At 73.0% G+C, this 19,864-nt stretch carries 2 protein-coding genes (1 of these 2 cut by a window edge); both read left to right on the forward strand.

All coding sequences use genetic code 11. The features are described from left to right. On the forward strand, positions 1-852 hold the final stretch of the coding sequence (locus OG792_RS14855) for a non-ribosomal peptide synthetase (protein WP_329110176.1). Its footprint begins 3,723 nt before the window's first position; the window shows 852 of its 4,575 coding nt (coding positions 3,724-4,575); its start codon lies beyond the left edge, outside the window; its stop codon occupies positions 850-852. Beyond that, on the forward strand, positions 852-19,853 hold the full coding sequence (locus OG792_RS14860; RefSeq protein WP_329110177.1) for an L-histidine N(alpha)-methyltransferase: 19,002 nt from the start codon (positions 852-854) through the stop codon (positions 19,851-19,853). Before OG792_RS14855 ends, OG792_RS14860 begins: the two co-directional genes overlap by 1 nt. The last annotated feature ends 11 nt before the right edge of the window (positions 19,854-19,864 follow it).

A 19,864-nucleotide genomic window follows, 5' to 3' on the forward strand; every position in this document is an offset into this window, starting at 1 on the left:
CGCATCTCCTACCTGTACGACCTGCACGGCCCCAGCGCGGTCTACGACACGGCCTGCTCCAGTTCGCTGGTGGCGATCCACCGTGCGGCTCGGGCGCTCCAGCACGGGGACTGCGAACTCGCCCTGGCCGGCGGCGCGAACCTGCTGCTGTCCCCGTACGGATTCACCGGGCTGCGCCGCGCCGGGATGCTCAGCCCCGACGGGCGCTGCAAGACCTTCGACGAACGGGCGGACGGCTACGGCCGGGGCGAGGGCGTCGTCCTCCTGGCACTCAAGCTGCTCGACCGGGCACTGGCCGATGGAGACCCGGTGCACGGGGTTTTGATCGGCTCGGCCGAGAACCACGGTGGGCACACCCATTCGCTCACGGTGCCCAACCCACAGGCCCAGCGGGACGTCCTGATCGCCGCGCACCGGTCGGCGGCGGTCTCCCCCGACACGATCGGCTACATCGAGGCCCACGGCACGGGGACGCCGCTCGGCGATCCGATCGAGGTCGACGCGCTCCGGGACGCCTTCCGACAGCTCTACGACGACTGGCGGATCCCGGTCGTCCCCGGACGGACCGGGCTCGGCTCGGTCAAGTCGAACATCGGTCACCTGGAGGCGGCCGCCGGTGTCGCCGGCGTGGTGAAGGTGCTGCTGGCCATGCGGCATCGCCTGCTGCCCGGTCTGGTGGGCCTCGGCACCCCGAACCCGATGATCGATCTCACCGGCAGCCCGTTTCGGCTACAGGTCGAAGCACAGCCGTGGGAGCCGCCTGACGGCGTACCGGCACGAGCCGGTGTCAGCTCCTTCGGCATGGGTGGCAGCAACGTACACGTTGTCGTGGCGGAAGCGGGGGAACGTTGATGGGGACCACGCAGGACCGTACCGCTCGGCTGGTGGTGTTGTCGGCCGGCGGACGCGAACAGCTCGACCAGTACCGGGACGAGTTGCTGACCTGGCTGGACGCGCACCCACAGGCATCGCTCGACCGGATCGTCGGCACGCTGCAAACCGGCCGGGAAGCGCTGACCGAGCGACTCGCCGTGGTCGTGTCGACCGTCGGGGAACTGGTCGCCCGGCTGCGGGACGGTGACGGTGTCGTACTCGGCACCGCCCCGGCCGTCCGCGGCGAGCCGGTCGCGACCACTGACCTCCAGGAGGCCGCCCGGCTCTGGGTGCAGGGCACCCCGGTCCGCTGGCCGTCGATGCCGTCCGGTCGTCCGCCCCGGCTGTCGCTGCCCCAGCCGCCCCCGGTCACCCGCCGGTACTGGATAAGCCCACCGGCCGCGCTGGTGGCTGCCCCGGCGGAGCGGCTCCTGACCGGTAGCGAGTTCTTCCTGCGAGACCACGCGCTGGGCGAGGTGCGCGTCCTGCCTGCGGTGGCGGCACTGGAGTTCGCCGTCGACGCCGCCGCACGGGCCGGGCACGGTCAGGCGAGCAGCATCGAGAACGTCCTCTGGGCGCGACCGGTCCTGGTCACCGACGAGCCGGTCCGGGTACGGCTGCGACTGGCGCCGGCCGCCGACGGCGTGTCGTACGAGCTGCGGCGGGTCGACGACACGCCGGATGGCGAACTGTGCTCGACGGGCACCCTCCGGTTCGGCAGGACCCCGGATGCTCCCCGCATCGACCTGGCGGCGGTACGCGCCCGCCTGCCCCGGACGGCTTCGGCCCGGGACTGCTACGCGGTGTTCGCCGCCCTCGGCGGCGGTTACGGGCCGAGCCTTCAGGGGTTGCGATCGGTGTGGTCCACACCGGGTGAGGCGCTGGCCCGGGTCGCGGTTCCGGCGGCGGTGGACCTCCCGTTCACCGACTTCACCCTGCATCCGTCACTGCTCGACGCGATGCTCCAGGCCGCGCTCTGGACCAGCGCCGACCCGTCGGCGCCACGGCCCCGCGAACTGCCCTTCTCCGTCGACGGTGTGGACATCTTCGGACCGCTTCCCGACCACGGCCACGTCCATGCCGTGGCTACCCCGGCGGGCCACGACATCTCGTTCGCCGACGACGACGGCCGGGTGCTCGTACGTCTGCGGGGGGTGGTGACCCGGGCGGTGAAGGGGGCGGCCGAACCGGACGAGTCCGCCGGGACCCACCTGCTGACGCGGCGCTGGCAGGACGCCCGTACGCCGGTGGGCACACCGGACCGGCGGATGGTGACGCTCGGCGACATCGTGCTCGCCGGTGCCGAACGGGTCGGCGAGGAAGGCGTCTTCCCCGGTTCCGGGCCGATCCTCGTCGTCCGGGTGGAGGACAGCGACCCCCTGCCCGGCCTGGTGCGGCTGTTCCGGGCGTGGGCCGCGCAGACGAACCGGCATCCGGTGCGGGTGCTGCACCTGTTCCGGCCGACCGGCGGTGCCGGGGATGCGCGAGTGCTCGCCCTGGACGGCATGGCACGGACGATCGCCAACGAGCATCCGGACTTCCGGGTCGCGGTGGTCACCACCGATCTCACCGATCTCGCGTACGTCGCGTCGGCCGAGGCCGCGGCCGACCACGAGTTCCAGGTCAGGTACACGGCCGCGGGCCGGCAGGTGGCCCGATGGGAGCCGATCGCGCCGACGGCGGCACCGCTCGTGCCGCACGGTACGGTGCTGGTCACCGGCGGGGCCGGCGCCCTCGGCCGGCACCTCGTCGCGCACCTGGGCCCGTCGGCGCGGTACGTGCTGACCGGCCGCTCCGCCCACGCCGACCTGACCGGCCTGCGCGCTGCCGGCCTCGACGTGCACTACCTGCGGTCCGACCTGGGGGTCCCCGGCGCGGCAGAGGAACTCGTCGCCCGGATACACGAGATGTTCGGACCGCTGCACGGCGTGCTGCACCTGGCCGGCGTCACCCGTGACTCCTTCCTGATGCGGAAGACCGACGAGGAGATCACGGAGGTGTTGGGGCCCAAGGTCCGTGGCACCGTGGAGCTGGACCGGGCCACGGCCGGCGATCCGCTCGACTTCTTCGTGTGTTTCTCCTCCATGTCCGGTGCCGCCGGCAGCCCCGGACAGGCCGACTACGCCTACGCGAACCGTTTCCTCGACGCGTTCGCCGGGTGGCGGCGGCGCAGCAACCGGCCCGGCCGGAGCCTGAGCGTGCTGTGGTCGTTGTGGGCCGACGGCGGGATCCGGATGGACGCGGACGACGCCACGGCGGCCAGGATCGCCCGCCGGGTCGGGTTGTGGCCGTTGCCGACGGAGGTCGCGCTGCGCGCCTGGGACCGCGCGATGGGTCACGACGGGGACCACGTACTGGTGGCGCACGGTGACCTCGACCGTCTCCGGACGCTGCTCGACGCACCGGCTCCCGCACCCGTACCGCCATCGGTGGCGGAGGTGGCGGAGGTGGCGGAGCCTGTCGCCCGCGTGGCCGAGGACTTCCTCCGTGTCCTGCTGGCGGAGGCGTTCGACTATCCGCCGGAGGACATCGACGCGGACACGGCGTTCGAGCAGTACGGCATCGACTCGCTGCTGATCATGGACATGACCCGCCGGCTGGAGGAGCACTTCGGGTCACTGCCGAAGACGTTGTTCTTCGAGTACCAGGACCTGCGTGGGCTCGCCGGCTGGTTCGTGGAGCAGCACTCCGCCCGGCTCGTCGAGTTGGCGCCGCCCCCGGCCGAAGCGGTGACCACGCCGGCCGAGGTCGTCGTGGCCGCGGGACAGCCGGTCGTCGTGGACGAGGTACGGCCGGTCGTCGTGGAGGAATCGGTCGCGGACAGCTCGGCGCCCATCGCGATCATCGGCGTCGCGGCCCGCTTCGCCGAGTCCGACACCCTGGAGGAGTTCTGGACCAATCTGCGGGCCGGGCGCGACCTCGTCACCGAGATTCCCGCGGATCGCTGGGACTGGCGGGCGTACGACCAGGCGACGCCGGCCGACCGGGCGGCCGAGTACAGCCGGTGGGGCAGTTTCCTCAACGGCATCGACCTGTTCGACCCGCTGTTCTTCGGCATCTCGCCCCGGGAGGCGGAGATCGTCGACCCACAGGAGCGGCTGTTCCTGCAAACCGCCTGGCACGCCCTGGAGAACGCCGGTCGGACGCGGGCGGACCTGCGCTCCCGTCGGGTGGGGGTGTACGTGGGCGCCATGTACGGGCTGTACCAGTTGTACGAGGCCGGAGACGGCCGAATCGGTGCGTCCTCGCACGCGTCCATCGCCAACCGTGTCTCGTACACGTTCGGGGTGACCGGTCCCAGCCTCGGCGTGGACACGATGTGCTCGTCCTCGCTGACCGCGATTCACCTGGCCGTCCGCGATCTGCGCGCCGGAGAGGCGGAGTTGGCCGTCGCCGGCGGGGTCAACCTGCACGTCCATCCGTACAAGTACCGCTTCCTCGGCCAGGGCAGCTTCACGTCCAGCGACGGGCGATGCCGCAGCTTCGGCGCGGACGGGGACGGGTACGTGCCGGGCGAGGGCGTCGGAGCCGTCGTGCTCAAGCCGCTGGCGACCGCGATCCGCGACGGCGACCACATCCACGGCGTCATCCTCGGCAGCGCCGTCAACCACGGCGGACGGACGAACGGTTTCACCGTGCCGAACCCCGTGGCCCAGGGCGATCTTGTGGAGCGGGCGCTGACCGAGGCCGGCGTCAGCGCCACCTCGCTCGGCTATCTGGAGGCGCACGGCACCGGCACCGCCCTCGGCGACCCGGTGGAGATCCGGGCGCTCGCCCGAGCGTTGGGCACCTCGGGGCTGCCGCCGGGCAGCCTGCCGATCGGCTCGGTGAAATCCAACATCGGCCACCTTGAGTCCGCTTCCGGAATGGCCGGGCTCTGCAAGGTACTGCTGCAAATGAAACACGGGGAGCTCGTGCCGTCGCTGCACGCGGACCCGGTGAACCCGAACATCGACTTCGACTCGACACCACTGCGGGTGCAGCGTGAGGTCGCGCCGTGGCCGCGAAGGTCCGGGGCACCGCGTCGCGCCGGCATCAGCTCGTTCGGTGCGGGTGGATCAAACGCCCACCTCGTCGTCGAGGAGCACCTCGTCGCGCCGGCACCCCGTACCGGGGCGGGCCCCTGGTTGTTCCCGCTGTCCGCCCGGACGCCGGAGCGCCTGCGGGTGCTGGCCGCGCAGTTGGCCGACGCCGTGGAGCAGGGCCTCGACCACCCACTCGCGGACGTGGCCTTCACACTCCAGCACGGGCGCGAGGCGTGGGCCGACCGCATGGTGGTGCTGGCTTCGTCGGTCGTGGAACTGGTGACCCGGCTGCGGGCCGGCGCCGGGGGAGGCGTGTGGACCGGCACCGTACGCGGTCGTGCCGCGTCCCGGGTCGCCGAACCCGCGTCCGCCGAGTTGCCGGACCTCGCCGCCGCCTGGGCCGACGGCGCCACCATCGGCTGGCCGGAAGGGACCGGTCGCCGGGTGCCGTTACCCGGCTACCCGTTCGAGGGGCTCCGCTGCTGGCTCACGGACGAAATCTGGTCCCCGCCCTCGGCGACCCGGGCCGCGCACCCGTTGCTCGACGACGTCGAGCCCGCGGAGAGTCTCGACGGACTGACCTACCGCACCGAGTTCAGCGCCGGACACCCCTTGATCGATGGACATCGCGTCGGTGACATCCGGCTCTTGCCCGGCGCAGCGGCGCTGGAGATGGCGCGGGCGGCAGCCGCGAACGTCGGGTACGCCACGCCGGTACGCCTGGCCGACGTCCGGTGGGTCCGGCCGCTCGTGGTGAACGGCGCCACCCGGTCCACCCGCACGCGGCTGCGCCGCAACGGCACGGGTCTCGCGTTCTCACTCCACGACGACGCCGGTGAACTGCTCGTGGAAGGAGGGGTCGAGGCGTTGTCGGATGCCGCGACGGAGACCGTCGCGGTCGATCAGATCCGGGACCGCCTGCCTCACCGGCACGACGGCGCCGGCATCTACGCCGATCTCGCCGAGGCCGGTCTGGTGTACGGCCCGGCACTACGATCCGTCGAGTGGGTGGCGGTAGGCGCCGGCGAGGCGCTGGCGAGCCTGCGTATTCCGGCCGAGGCCGCCCGGTTCGCGGGCTGCGCGCTGCACCCGGCCATGATCGACGGCGCGTTGCACACGTTCGCGGTCCTGCGCGACCGCACCGCCGGACCCGCGATGGTGCCGTTCGCCCTCACCGCCGTCGAGGTCCTGGCTCCGGTGCCGGAGCGGGCGTACGCCCACGTGCGGGCCGTCGGCCCCGACCGCTACGACCTGAGCCTGACCGACCCGGCCGGCCGCGTCTGCGCCCGGCTGCGTGACCTCTCCCTGCGGCCGGCGCCGCGACCGGCACCGGTGCCGCCCCGACAGGGAGCGGCGCTCACGCCGCCGTCGGTGGCGGGCCTCATGTACGTGCCGCGCTGGTCGCCACTGCCCGGGGAAGCCACGGAACCCGTTGGCAGGAACACCTGGCTGGTACGCGGCCCCGAATGCGCGGCGCTCGCCGCGGCCCTCGTGGCCCGGATCGGCGGTAGCGTCACCGAACTCGACCCGACCCGGCTCGACCTGCCGACCGGGCCGCCCGACCACGTGATCGTGCTCGCCGGTGTGGCGGGTCGGACCGACGACCCCGACGTGCTCGACGCCGCACAGGATCGCGGTGTACTGGCACTCTTCCGGATCGCCAAGGTGTTGCAGCGGTCCGGTACGCCGGTGCGGCTGACCGTGGTCACCGAGGACGCGCTGACCACCGGGCCCGATGCCGTCGGCAACCCGTACGGGGCGAGCCTGCACGGCCTGGCACTGTCGCTGGCCCAGGAACATCCACGGTGGCGGGTGGCGGTGGTGGACCGGGCGTCCACCGATCCCGTCTCCGCCGATGTGCTCGACGCGCCGGCCGGCGGCCCGTACGCCCTGCGCGCCGGCGTCCTCCACCGGCGGCGCCTGGTCGCCGCCGACACCACGCCCGCGCGGGAGGCGATCCGCCGTGCCGGGGTCTACCTGATCCTCGGCGGGGCCGGGGGCATCGGTCTGGAGCTCACCGACTGGCTTGTCCGGGGCTACCAGGCGAGGGTGGTGCTGGTCGGGCGGAGCGAGCTGGGCCCCGAGCGGCTGGAGCGGCTGCGGCGCATCGACCCGTCGGGCTCGCTCGTCTCGTACCGGCGGTGTGACGCGACCAGCGTGACGGCGCTGCGTGAGGTGGTCGAGGAAACCCGGGCCACGTACGGCGCGCTGCACGGGGTGGTGCACGCGACGATCGTCCTGGGCGACCGGACCGTCGCGACGATGACCGAGGACACCTTCAGGACGGTCCTTGAGGCGAAGACCCGTACGTCGGTGGCGCTGCACGCCGCGCTCGGTGACGCGGCCGACCTGGACTTCGTGCTCTTCTTCTCCTCGGCGGTGGCGCTCTCGGGCAGCGCCGGGCAGGCCAACTACGCCGCCGGGTCGGCCTTCGTGGACGCCTTCGCACATCACCTCGACGGGATCCTGGCCGCCCGGGTCGCCGTGATCAACTGGGGTTTCTGGGGCACCGTGGGAATCGTCGCCGACGAGCACTACCGGCAACGGCTGGCGCGGACCGGAATCCACTCGATCACGCCGGCCGAGGGCATGGCGGCGGTGCACGACGTACTGGGCCGCACCGAGCGGCAGGTGCTGGTTATCAAGGCGGACCCCGCCGTGCTCGCCGCCGGCGGGGTCGAACAGCCCGCCGACGCCCCGGCCGACGATCGGGAGTTGGCCCCCGGGTTGGCGGCGCTGCCCCCGGTCGCGCGGCTGCTGACCGAGGCCGAGCAGCACCGGCTCGACGAGATCGTGCTCGGCTGGCTGTGGACCCTCTTCCGGCGCGAGGGCGTGTTCCTGGACCAGGCCGAGCGATGGACCGCGGCGCGGCTCAGGCGGCAGCTGCGGATCGTTCCCGGGCAGGACAGGCTCTTCACCGAGTTGCTGCGGGTACTCACCGTCGCCGGCTTCCTCCGGGAGAGCGGGACCGACCTGCTCCCCACGACGCGCCCGGCTCCGGTGGACCCGGAGAGCGACCTGATCGCGCTGTGCGAGCGGCAGCCCGCCCTGAACCGATTCGACCGGCTGCTGCGGCCCTGCATGGACCACCTGTTCGGCGTACTGCGCGGCACCGTACGGGCGACCGAGGTGATGTTCCCCGGCGGGTCCACCGCCCTCGTGGAGGGCGCGTACCGGGGTAGTCCCGTCGTCGACCAGGCGAACCGGCTCGTGGTCACCGCTGTCCTCGACCGGCTGGCCCACCACGACGGCCCGTTCACGGTGGTCGAGGTCGGTGCCGGCACCGGCGGCACCACCGCCAGCCTGCTGCCCGCCCTGGCCTCCTCCGGCGCGGAGGTGACCTACGTCTACACCGACATCTCCCACGCCTTCTTGCAGCACGGCCGGCAGCGCTTCGCGGCCGAGTACCCGACACTGCGGTTCCAACAGCTCGACATCTCGGCCGACCCGGCCGCGCAGGGCTTCACGCCGGGAAGCGCCGACCTGGTGGTGGCGGCGAACGTCCTGCACGCGACCGCCGACCTGCTGCACACGCTGCGCGCGGTGGCGACGCTGCTCAAGCCCGGTGGACGACTGGTGCTCAACGAGGCCAGCAGCAACGTCGTCACCGCCACACTGACCTTCGGCCTGCTCGACGGCTGGTGGCTGCACCAGGACACCGAGCTGCGACTGCCGGGATCGCCGCTGCTCTCCGGACCCGGCTGGTGCACGGCGCTCGAACTGGCCGGGTTCGCCCGCAGCCGCGCCTTCCCGGCCGACGAGGGGCTCACCCAGCACGTCGTGATCGCGGAGACAGACCCGGCCGCCGAGGCGCCCATCGCGATCGCGGTGCCGCCCTCTGCGAAGCGGGCGGTGACGAGGCAGCACGCCGCCGGCGACCGACTGACCGAGGCCGCCCGCGAATACGTCAAGGACGCGTTCGTGCAGATCTTGCAGGTGCCCAGGGACCGGTTGTGGCTCGACGAGACGTACGAGAACTTCGGCGTCGACTCGCTGGCGGTGCCCCGGATCGCCGACCTGCTTTCCGAACGCATGGGCGACCTGCCAGCCACCCTGCTGTTCGAGTACCCGACGATCCGGGAGGTTGCCGACCACCTCGTCGAGCAGCACGCGGACGCCGTCCGTGCCCTGCTGCCCGAAGTACCCGTGCCGGCCACCGCCGAGGTGGTCGAGGCCCGACCGACACCACAACCGGCGGCGGACACTCGGATCGCGATCATCGGCATGGCGGGCCGGTACCCGCTCGCGGACGACGTCGACGCGTTCTGGGCCAACCTGCGCGCGGGCCGCGACTGCGTACGCGAGGTGCCGGCGGACCGCTGGGATTCGGCGACGATGACCGAGGTGGACGGTAAGCCGATCACTCGGTGGGGCGGCTTCCTCGACCGGATCGACGAGTTCGACCCGCGCTTCTTCCAGATGTCGCTGCGCGAGGCCGAGCTGACCGACCCGCAGGAACGGCTGTTCCTCCAGACGGCCTGGCACACGCTTGAGGACGCGGGATATCCGCGCGCCCGCCTGCGCGGCAGCCGGGTCGGTGTCTACGTGGGCGTGATGTACGGGCACTACCAGCTGTTCGAGGACGAGCGTGGTCTCGCCGGCGGTATGGGGTACGCCTCGATCGCGAATCGTGTCTCGTACTTCTTCGACCTCCACGGCCCGAGCCTGGCCGTCGACACCATGTGCTCGTCGTCTCTGACGGCCATTCACCTTGCCTGCGAGGCGCTCGCCGGCGGCGGTGCGGACTACGCGCTCGCCGGCGGCGTCAACCTCACCCCGCACCCGCGGAAGTACCGACAGCTCGCCGCCGGTGGGTTCACCGGCGAGACGGGCCGGTGCCGCAGTTTCGCGGCCGGCGGCGACGGCATGGTCCCCGGCGAGGGCGTCGGCGCGGTCCTGCTGAAACCCCTGGCAGCGGCAGAGCGCGACGGTGACCGGATCCTCGGGGTGATCCTGGGCAGCGCCGTCAACCACGGCGGCAAGACCGGGGGGTACGCCGTACCCAGCCCGGCGGCGCAGGGCGAGGTCATCGCGGACGCGCTCCGGGCCGCGAACGTCGATCCGGCCGGGGTGTCCTACGTGGAGGCGCATGGCACCGGGACCGCACTGGGTGATCCGGCGGAGGTGGCGGGGCTGGCCCGCGCCTTCGGCGACCGCCCCGTCGGCTCGATCGCCCTCGGCTCGGTGAAGTCGGCCGTCGGGCACCTGGAATCGGCCGCAGGCATCGCCGCCCTGACCAAGGTCCTGTTGCAACTGCGCGCCGGGGAACTGGCGCCGTCACTGCACGCCGAGACCCTCAACCCGGCCGTCGACTGGGCGGCTGTGCCGTTCCGGGTGCAGCGCGAGGCCGCACCCTGGACCGGCCCCGGGCCGCTGCGCGCGGGTGTCAGTGCCTTCGGGGCCGGCGGCTCCAACGCACACCTCGTGGTCGAGGAGTACCGGTCCGCGCCGTGGTCCGGCGTCGTCGCCGTACCCGCCGTGTTCCCGTTCTCCGCCCGCGACGCCGAAGCGCTGCGCCGCGTCGCCGAGCGGATGCTCGATTGGCTACGGGCGGCGTCGTCCGGCACCGACGTGGCCGGCGTCGCTGCGGCTGCCGGTGTGCCGGTGAGCGCGGTGGACGAGCCGCTCGACGAGCTGGGGCTGGATCCCGCCGCGATCATGAGGTTGGTCGGCCGGAACACCGTGTTGCGCAGCGGGGCCGTGCACAGCGGATCCACGCTGCGGGAACTCGCCGAGGCGTTGCCCGGTGCCGGCCCGGCGGTCGACCTTGGCCGCGTGGCGCACACCCTCCAGACCGGGCGCGAGTCGATGGCCCATCGGCTGGCTGTGGTCGCCCACTCGGTGCCCGAGCTGATCGACGAGCTTGCCGGCTTCCTGGCCGGGCGGTCCCGGGCGTACGCCGGCGTTGTCACCGTCGAGCCCGGCGCGGCGGTCGTGCCGTCCGCCGATCCGGACGACGTCGCTCGCGGCTGGGTCGACGGCGAGGTCTTCGAGTGGTCGGGTGGGCCCGGCGGGGGGCCGCGACCGCTGTCGTTGCCGGGATACCCGTTCGCCCGCAACCGCTGCTGGATCCGCCCCGCCGCCCCGCCGTCGGTCCCCGCCGAACCGTCGCTGCCGTCCCGACCGGCGACCGCGCCGGTGCTGGACACCGTGCTGCGGCTGTTGAGTGCGGTCAGCGGCTACCCGGTGGCCGACCTCGACCCCTCCGGTTCGTTCCACGACCACGGACTGGACTCCCTGGGCCTGCTTCGGCTGGCCGGTGACGTCTCCGGCGAGCTCGGTGTACCGATCGGACCCGACCAACTGCTGGCCACGCCCACGGCGACGGCCCTGGCCCAGTGGCTGGTGGACGAGCACCCGCCGGTCGCCGCCCCGCCCGGTCCGGAGCCGGAGCCGGAGGTGGAGCCGGAGGTGGAGCCGGAGGTGGAGGCGGAGGTGGAGGCGGACGACCCGGTGGTGATCGTCGGCATGGCGGGGGTGCTGCCCGGCTCTGCCGACCTGGACGAGTTCTGGGCACACCTGCAACGGGGCGGTGACCTGTTCAGCGACGTGCCGGCCGACCGCTGGGACGCGCGGGCGCACTACGGCGATCCCGCACGGCACCCCGACCGGACCCGGATCACCCGCGCCGGCTTCATGGCTGGCATCGACCGGTTCGACCCCCTGTTCTTCGGCATCTCGCCCCGGGAGGCCCGCTGGATCGACCCTCGGCAACGGCTGCTGCTCCGTACGGTGTGGGCGGCGCTGGAGGACGGGGGAATCGACCCGGCCGAGTTGGCGGGCAGTGACACCGGACTGTTCGTCGGGGTCGGATCCTCGGAGTACGCCGAGCTGATCCAACGGTCCGGCGCGGCCACCGACGCCTACTCCTCGACCGGCCTGACCCCGTCCATGCTGGCCAACCGGGTCTCCTACCTCCTGGATCTGCACGGCCCCAGCGAACCAGTGGACACGGCCTGCTCCAGCTCGCTGGTCGCGTTGCACCGCGCGGTGGAAGTCCTGCGGCTGGGGCACTGCGGCACGGTCATCGTGGGGGGCGTCAGCCTGATGCTGTCGCCGGTGACGTTCGCCTCCCTGGAGCGCGCGGGAATGCTGAGCCCGGACGGAACCGGCAGGGCGTTCGACGCCGACGCCGCCGGCTACGTCCGTGGGGAGGGCGTCGGTGCCGTCGTCCTCAAGCGGCTCAGCCGGGCCCGCGCCGACGGCAACCCGATTCTGGCCACGGTGCGCGGCACGGCGGTCAACCACGGCGGGCGGTCCAACTCCCTGACCGCGCCCAACCCCCGGGCCCAGGCGGAAGTGATCAAGCGAGCCCACCGGGAGGCCGGTGTCGACCCGGCGACGATCGGCTACGTCGAGACGCACGGCACCGGCACGGTCATCGGCGACCCGGCCGAGACCAACGGCCTGCGCCAGGCGTTCGCCGAGCTCTACCGCGAGTGGGGTCACGCCGCCCCCACCCGGCCGCACTGTGCCCTCGGGGCGTTGAAGAACACGATCGGACACCTTGAGCCGGCGGCGGGCATCGCCGCGGTGCTGCGGGTGCTGTTGTCGCTGCGGCACGGCCGGATCAGCGGCGATCCCCACGGCCCGGAGCTGAATCCGCACCTGGCGCTGGCGGGCAGCGCGTTCGAGGTGGCGACCCAGGGCCGCGAGTGGGCACCGCCCGCGCCCGGTGTGCCGCGCCGAGCCGGGGTGAGCTCCTTCGGGTACGGCGGGGTCAACGCGCACGTCGTGCTGGAGGAGTATCGGGCCGGGGAACCGTCTCCGACGCTGGCGCCGGTCGTGTTCACCCTCTCCGCCCGGGACGACGCCCGGCTGCGCGCGTACGCACGGGAGTTCGTCGACCGCCAGGACAGGTGGGTGGACGATCTGGCGGGCACCGCCTACACCCTCCAGGTCGGCCGGGGGGATCACGCCGAGCGGCTCGCGTTCGTGACGGACACTGCCGAGCACGCGGTCGCCACCCTGCGGCGGTTCCTCGCCGGTGACACCTCCGGCGTCCACGTGGGCCGGGTGGAGCGGCGCGCGGACCGGAGCCCGTACGACGGTGGTGGCGACGACGAGGCAGCTGCGGCATGGGTCCGGGGTGCACTGGTGGACTGGCGTACCCGGTGGATCCGGACGCCGAACCGGCGGTCCCTGCCGACCTACCCGTTCGCGGGGGAACGGCACTGGTTCACCGACGGGGATTCCGTGCGGTCAACCACCGAGGTGCCGCCGGTCAGTTACTTCGCCGCCACCTGGTCGGCGGAGCCGGTGCCGGTCGCGGCAGATCACGCCGACCGGCCGCTGGTCTTCGGGGACCTGCCGGTGCCGGGCGCCGTGCACGTCCGCCCCGGCGTCGAGTACGCGGTCGAGGGTTCCGTGATCACGATCCGCCCCGGCGAGCCGGACGACTACGCGCGGTTGCTCGCCGAACCGCCCGGTCGGATCGTGTTCGAGTGGCCACTGCTCGCCCCCGACCGCCCGGAGCTGGGCATCGAGGCGATGTTCCTGCTCGCACAGGTGCTGATGGCGGCCGGCATCCGGGCCCGGATCCAGGTGCTGGTGGCCGACGGCGCCCTGGCAGAGGCGTGGGGAGGCTTCGACGCGTCGTTGCGCGCGGCACTGCCGGGCACGGTGTTCGGTGTGGTACGGGTGGCCGGCCCGGTCGACCCCGGGGTGTTGCTCGCCGAGGTGGCCGCGGGTCGGCTCTCCGGCGCGGCCGTCCGACTGTCGGCCACGAGCCGGACCGTACGGGCGCTGAGCGAGATCGCGGCGCAGCCGGCGGTGTCGTCGTCGCTGCGCGCGGACGGCGTCTATCTCGTCACCGGTGGCCTCGGCGGCCTCGGTCTGCTGCTGGCCCGGACGCTGCTGGCGCGCGGCGCGCGGGTGGCGCTCACCGGTCGGTCGCCGGCCGCCGATCGTGCAGCCGAGCTGGGTGAGCTGCGCGCTCTCGGTGACGTCGAGTACTACCCGGCCCCGGTCGACGACCGGGCCGCGATGGCCGGCGTGGTGGCGGCCGTGACCGCCACCTGGGGCACCCTGAACGGTGTCTTCCACCTCGCGGGCACCGCGTCGCGCAACCCGCTGCCGGACAAGCGCATCGACGAGTTGCGCACGCACCTGCGGGCACGCTTCGTGGGCACACGGGTGCTCGATGAGGTCACCCGCGATCTGCCGCTGGACCTGTTCGTCCTGTACTCGTCCCTGGCCGGGCACCTCGGCGACTACGGCCTGGTGGACTATGCGGTCGGCGCCCGGTATCTCGACGGGTTCGCCGTGGAACGCGAGGAGCGGCGCCTCGCCGGCCAGCGCCACGGCCGCACGGTATCCGTGGACTGGCCCATGTGGCGGGTCGGCGGTATGCACGTGGACGCCGAGGACGAGCGCCGCTACCTGGTCGGCACCGGCTTCCGTTACCTTGAGGCGGCCGAGGGCGAGCGGGTGCTCGACCTCGTGCTTCGGCTGGGCCATCCCCAGGTCGCCGTCCTTCCGGGCGAGCCGGGGCGGATGCGTGAGCTGGTCGAGGGCATGCGGCTGCGTGACGACGGCCCGACCGTCGCGCCGCTTCCGGTGTCCCGCCCCCAGCCGTCCCGGCTTCCGGCTGAGCTGACCGACCAGCTCAGGGCGATCGTCGCCGAGATTCTGGGGATCGCCCCGACCACGCTCGACCCGGACGCAGGCTTCGGCGAGTACGGCCTGGACTCGTTCGGTATGCAGAATCTCGCTGCGGCGCTGACCGAGCGGTACGACGTGACCGTGCCGACCACAACGCTCTTCGGTGCCAACACGATCACCAAACTGGCTGGCCACCTGGCCGAGGAACTCCCGTCGACGGTGGTCCGGACGCCGCCCGTCGCGGCCGCGGCGGTCGAGCCGGTCCAGGTGCCCGCACCCACACCCGTACCCGCACCCGCCGTCCCCCGGTCACTGGCCGACGAGCCGATCGCCATCATCGGCCTGGCCGGGAGGCTTCCCGGTGCGCCCGACCTGGAGTCGTTCTGGCAGCACCTCGCCGCAGGCCGGGATCTGATCACCGAAACCCCCGCCGACCGGTGGGACTGGCGGGAGGTCGCGCGGCGCTTCAAGGGCACTGCCCGGTGGGGTGGCTTCCTCACCGACGTCGACCGCTTCGACCCCTTGTTCTTCCGGATCTCCCCGGCCGAGGCGCAGGTCATGGACCCGCAGCACCGGCTGTTCCTCGAACACACCTGGGCCGCGCTGGAGGATGCCGGCTGCCGGGCCGATCAGCTCGCCGGCCGTCGCGTGTGCGTGTTCGCGGGGGTGCAGTTCACCGACTACGAGGCGATGGTGCTGCGCGGCGAGGAGGTCAACGCTCACGCCGGGACCGGCCTGGCCCGTACGATGCTGGCCAACCGCATCTCGTACCTGCTGGACCTGCGGGGCCCGAGCGAGAGTATCGACACCGCGTGCTCCAGCTCGCTGGTGGCCCTGCACCGCGCCGTCCGGGCTCTGCGGTCGGGGGAGAGCGACCTGGCCATCGCCGGCGGGGTGAGCCTCGTGCTGTCCCCACAGACCGTGGTGGCCGGCAACCAGCTCGGGGTCCTGTCACCGGACGGCCGGTGCAAGGCCCTCGACGCGCGGGCCGACGGCTACGTCAAGGGTGAGGGCGTCGGAGTCCTCGTGCTCAAGCCACTGTCCCGCGCCCTCGCCGACGGGGACCGGGTACACGCGGTCATCCGCGGCAGCGCGGTCAACCACGGCGGTCGCGCGTCGTCACTGACCTCGCCGAACCCGCTGGCCCAGGCCGACCTGTTGGTCGACGCGTACCGGGACGCGGGGGTGCCGATCGAGACGGTGTCCTACATCGAGTTGCACGGAACCGGCACCTCCCTGGGCGACCCGGTCGAGATCGACGCCCTGATCCGGGCCCGGGCCAGGCTCGCCGAGCAACCCGCGGTCACCTGCGGCGTCGGAACGGTGAAGAGCAATATCGGCCACCTCGAACCGGCCGCCGGCATCGCTGGCGTGATCAAGGTGATGCTGGCGATGCGGCACCGGCAGCTGCCGCCCACGCTGCATCTGGAGCAGCTCAATCCATTGATCGACTTCAGTGGGACGCCCTTCGAGCCGGTACGGGAGACCCGGGAATGGGCGCCCCGGGACACCGACGACAGGCCCGTCGCGCTGCGCGCCGGCGTCAGCTCGTTCGGGTTCGGCGGCGTCAACGCCCACGTGGTGCTGGAGGAGCCACCCGCGACGGCGCCGATCGCCTCGGGAGGCCCCGAGGTGTTCCTCCTGTCCGCCCGGGACGGGGACGCACTGCGCCGGTACGCCACCGCCATGTGGACGTTCCTCGGCGAGCGGGAGCGGCCCGTGCTGTCCTCCGTCGCGTACACCTCGCAGACCGGCCGGGTGCCCATGGCGGTCCGCCTCGCGCTGGTCGCCGATTCCGTGGACCACCTGCGCGACCAACTGGCCGCCTTCCTCGGCGGCGATGTCGAGGCCGGTGCCGCGACCGGCGACCACACCTGGCTCGCCGAGCCGGAGGGGACGAGCTATCTGGGGCGGCTGGCCCGCGAGGGCCGGCTCGACCGGATCGCCCGGCTCTGGCAGGACGGCGCCGACATCGACTGGCCCGCGCTGCGGACGGAACGACCGGCGCTGACCTCCATGCCGACCTACCCGTTCGCGCGTGAACGGCACTGGCTGACGACCGCCGACGGGCGACCGTACCCGGACGAGCAGCGGACCTCGACCGTGGTCGACGCGGTGCCGGCGGATCCGGCGACCCTACTGGTGAAGTCCTGGGAACCCGCCCCGCTGCGATCCGCCGGCCCACTGGGCGAGGTCGTGGTTCTCGTCAACGCGGAGACCGAAGCTCTGGCTGTGGCCGCGTTCGGCCCCGCCGCGACGGTGATCCGTCTGGACGACGACGCCGAGGCGGCCGGTCTGCGCATCGCCGCGTCGGTCGGTCCGGTGTCCACCGTGGTCGACCTCGTCGACGTGTCCGCGGTGCCGGTGGATACCGTCCGGGTCGACTGGGCCCGGATCGTGCTGGTACGGGAGTTGACAGCGGCGAATCGGACCACCGGATTCGCGTACCTGCATCTGACCTGTGGCCTGACCACCTTCGGTGCGGAGCACCCGACCCTGCGGGGCGCGGCGTTCGCGGGGCTGGTGCGGATGCTCACCGCGGAGTACCGGGGTGTGTTCGCGCGTACCGTCGACATCGACACCCTGGACCCGGACGCCCTGCGGAAGCTGGTCGCCACCGAACTCGCGGCGACCGACCCGGTCACCGAGGTGTGCCTGCGGGGCGGCGTGCGGTACGTGCCGGTGATGCGTACGGCAGGCCCGCCCGCATCGCCGGCGCCGGTGCGCTGGTCGGCCGACCTGGCCGGGCGGACAGTGGTGATCACCGGTGGGACGGGCGCCCTCGGGCGGCTGCTGGCCGGGGAGCTCGTCGAGCGGGGCGCGAACCGACTGGTCCTGCTCGGTCAGTCGCCGCTGCCCGTCCGGGAGACCTGGCCCGCGCTGATCGCCGCCCCCGACACCGACCCCGCGCTGGCCGCGCGGCTGCGGAATCTCCAGGCGCTGGACCGTCCGGGGGTACGCGTGCTGATCGAGAGCGTGCCGCTGGAAGAAGCCGGCGCGGTGCTCGACCGCGCCCGAGGTGAGCTGGGCCCGATCGTCGGGATCGTGCACTGCGCCGGGCTCGGCGTGATGACCGACCCGGCGTTCGTCGGAAAGCGTACCGACGACATGCGCAGGGTCCTGGCGCCGAAGACGACGGGGTTGCAGGCGGTTCTGGACGCGTGCGCGGACGACCCGCTGCGGTTCGTCGTGCTGTACTCGTCCGCCGCCGGACAGGTGCCCGCGCTCGCCGTCGGCATGAGCGACTACGCGCTCGCCAACGCGGTGCTGGACCGGGTCGCCGAGTACCGGACCGCCACGGGCGCGGGGACACCGGTCGTCCGGGCGCTACAGTGGCCGAGCTGGCAGGCCGCCGGTATGCCGGAGGTCGATACGCCGGTGTACCGGGACCTCGGCCTGCGGACGTTGAGCCCGTCGACCGGACTGGCCCTGCTCGACGCGGCGCTGGCCGGACCCGATCCGGTCGTCCTGCCCTGCGTCGTGGACGCCGGACGCTTCGACACCGGTGCCCTGCTGGCGGTGACCGCGCCCGTCAGGCCGGGCCCTGCGCCCGAGACCCGGCCGGTCGATGGCCCGGCCGGCGACGGCGACGTCCGGCGGCTGACCGAGGTGTTCGCGACGACGCTCCGCCTCGACGTCGCCCAGATCCGGCCGGACGCGGACTTCGCCGACCTGGGCGTGGACTCCATCATGATCGCCCAGCTGCTCGCCGCGTTGGAACGCGAACTCGACGTGGTCGCCGAGCCGTCCGCTCTCCTGGAGAACCCGACCGTGGAACTGCTCGCCGCCGCGCTGCGCGGGCAGCTGCCGGCGCCGGACGCCCCCGCCCCGGACCCGGAGCCCGTGCCGACACCACCGGTGACCGCTGCCCGGGACCGGGCGGCCGGTACGCCGGAGCCGGCGCGAGCCGTACCCCGGCCGACGCCGACGGACGGGATCGCCGTGGTGGGGATCGCGGCCCACTTCGCCGGAGCACCCGATCACGCGTCGTTCTGGCGCAACCTGGTCGACGGCGTGGACTCGGTCACCGAGGTACCGCGCTCGCGCTGGGATCCGGACCGGTTCTGGCGGCCGGTGCCGGCACCGGGCACCACGGTCAGCAAGTGGGGCGGCTTCCTCGACGGGATCGAGGACTTCGACCCGGAGCACTTCCGGCTGGATCCGGCCGGTGCCGCCCACGTGGACCCGCTGGTGCGACAGTTCCTCGAAGCCGGGGCCGAGTGCCTGGCCGACGCGGGACTCGCTCCCGCGGACGTGGCCGGTCGGCGGATCGGCGTCTTCGCGGGCGCCCGGGCGGCGAATTTCGGCGCGCACCACGCGACCGCGGGCCCGCACTCGATCAGCGGGATGGCGCAGAACTTCATCGCCGCGCACCTCTCGCACTACCTCGACGCGCGGGGTCCGGCCGTGGTCGTCGACACGGCGTGCTCGTCCGCGCTCGTCGCGGTGCACCTGGCCGCGCAGAGCCTGCGGACCGGCGAGTCGGAACTGGCACTCGCCGGCGGCGTCGAGATTCTCCTCGACGAGGTGCCGTTCGTCGGTATGAGCGGCGCGGGAGCGCTGTCGCCGACGGGTCGTTGTCACACGTTCGACGAGCGCGCGGACGGCATCGTCCTCGGCGAGGGCGTCGGCGTGCTGCTCCTGAAACGGCTCGCGGACGCGGTCCGCGACGGCGACCGGGTGTACGCGGTGATCGAGGGCAGCGCGGTCAACAACGACGGCCGCACCATGGGCATCACCACGCCGAACCCCCGCGCCCAACGGGAGGTCATCGAATCCGCCCTCGCGGCGGCCGCCGTGTCCCCGCAGCAGATCGGCTACGTCGAGGCGCACGGCACCGGCACCATGATCGGCGATCCGATGGAGCTGAAGGCCCTCACCGAGGTGTTCCGCGCGGCCACGGACGAGACCGGATTCTGCGGTGTCGGCAGCGTGAAGACCAACATCGGCCACACCCTCAGCGCGGCCGGCATCGCCGGCCTGATCAAGATCGTGCTCTCGGTACATCACGGGCAGCTGCCCCCGACCCTGCACTGCACGACGCTCAACCGGCGCTTCCAGTTCGACCAGTCACCGCTGTACCCGGTACGCCGGTTGCAGCCGTGGAGCGGCCGCGACGGGGTACGCCGGGCGGCGGTCAGCTCGTTCGGCTTCGGCGGCACCAACGCGCACCTGGTGGTGCGACAGGCCCCGGACGACCACACCGCGCTCCGGCCCGCGCTGGATCCGCCGCGGTACCGGCGCCGACGGTTCTGGTTCGACGTGCCGGTGCCGCCACTCACGAACGGCACCGGGCATCGGCACCGTACGGACCCGGAGGCGCCGCTGCCGTTCTTCGAGCTCCAGTTCTAGACGGGGAGAAG

Origin of the sequence: Micromonospora sp. NBC_01699, assembly GCF_036250065.1 — a bacterium.
In the GTDB taxonomy this organism is placed as follows: domain Bacteria; phylum Actinomycetota; class Actinomycetes; order Mycobacteriales; family Micromonosporaceae; genus Micromonospora_G.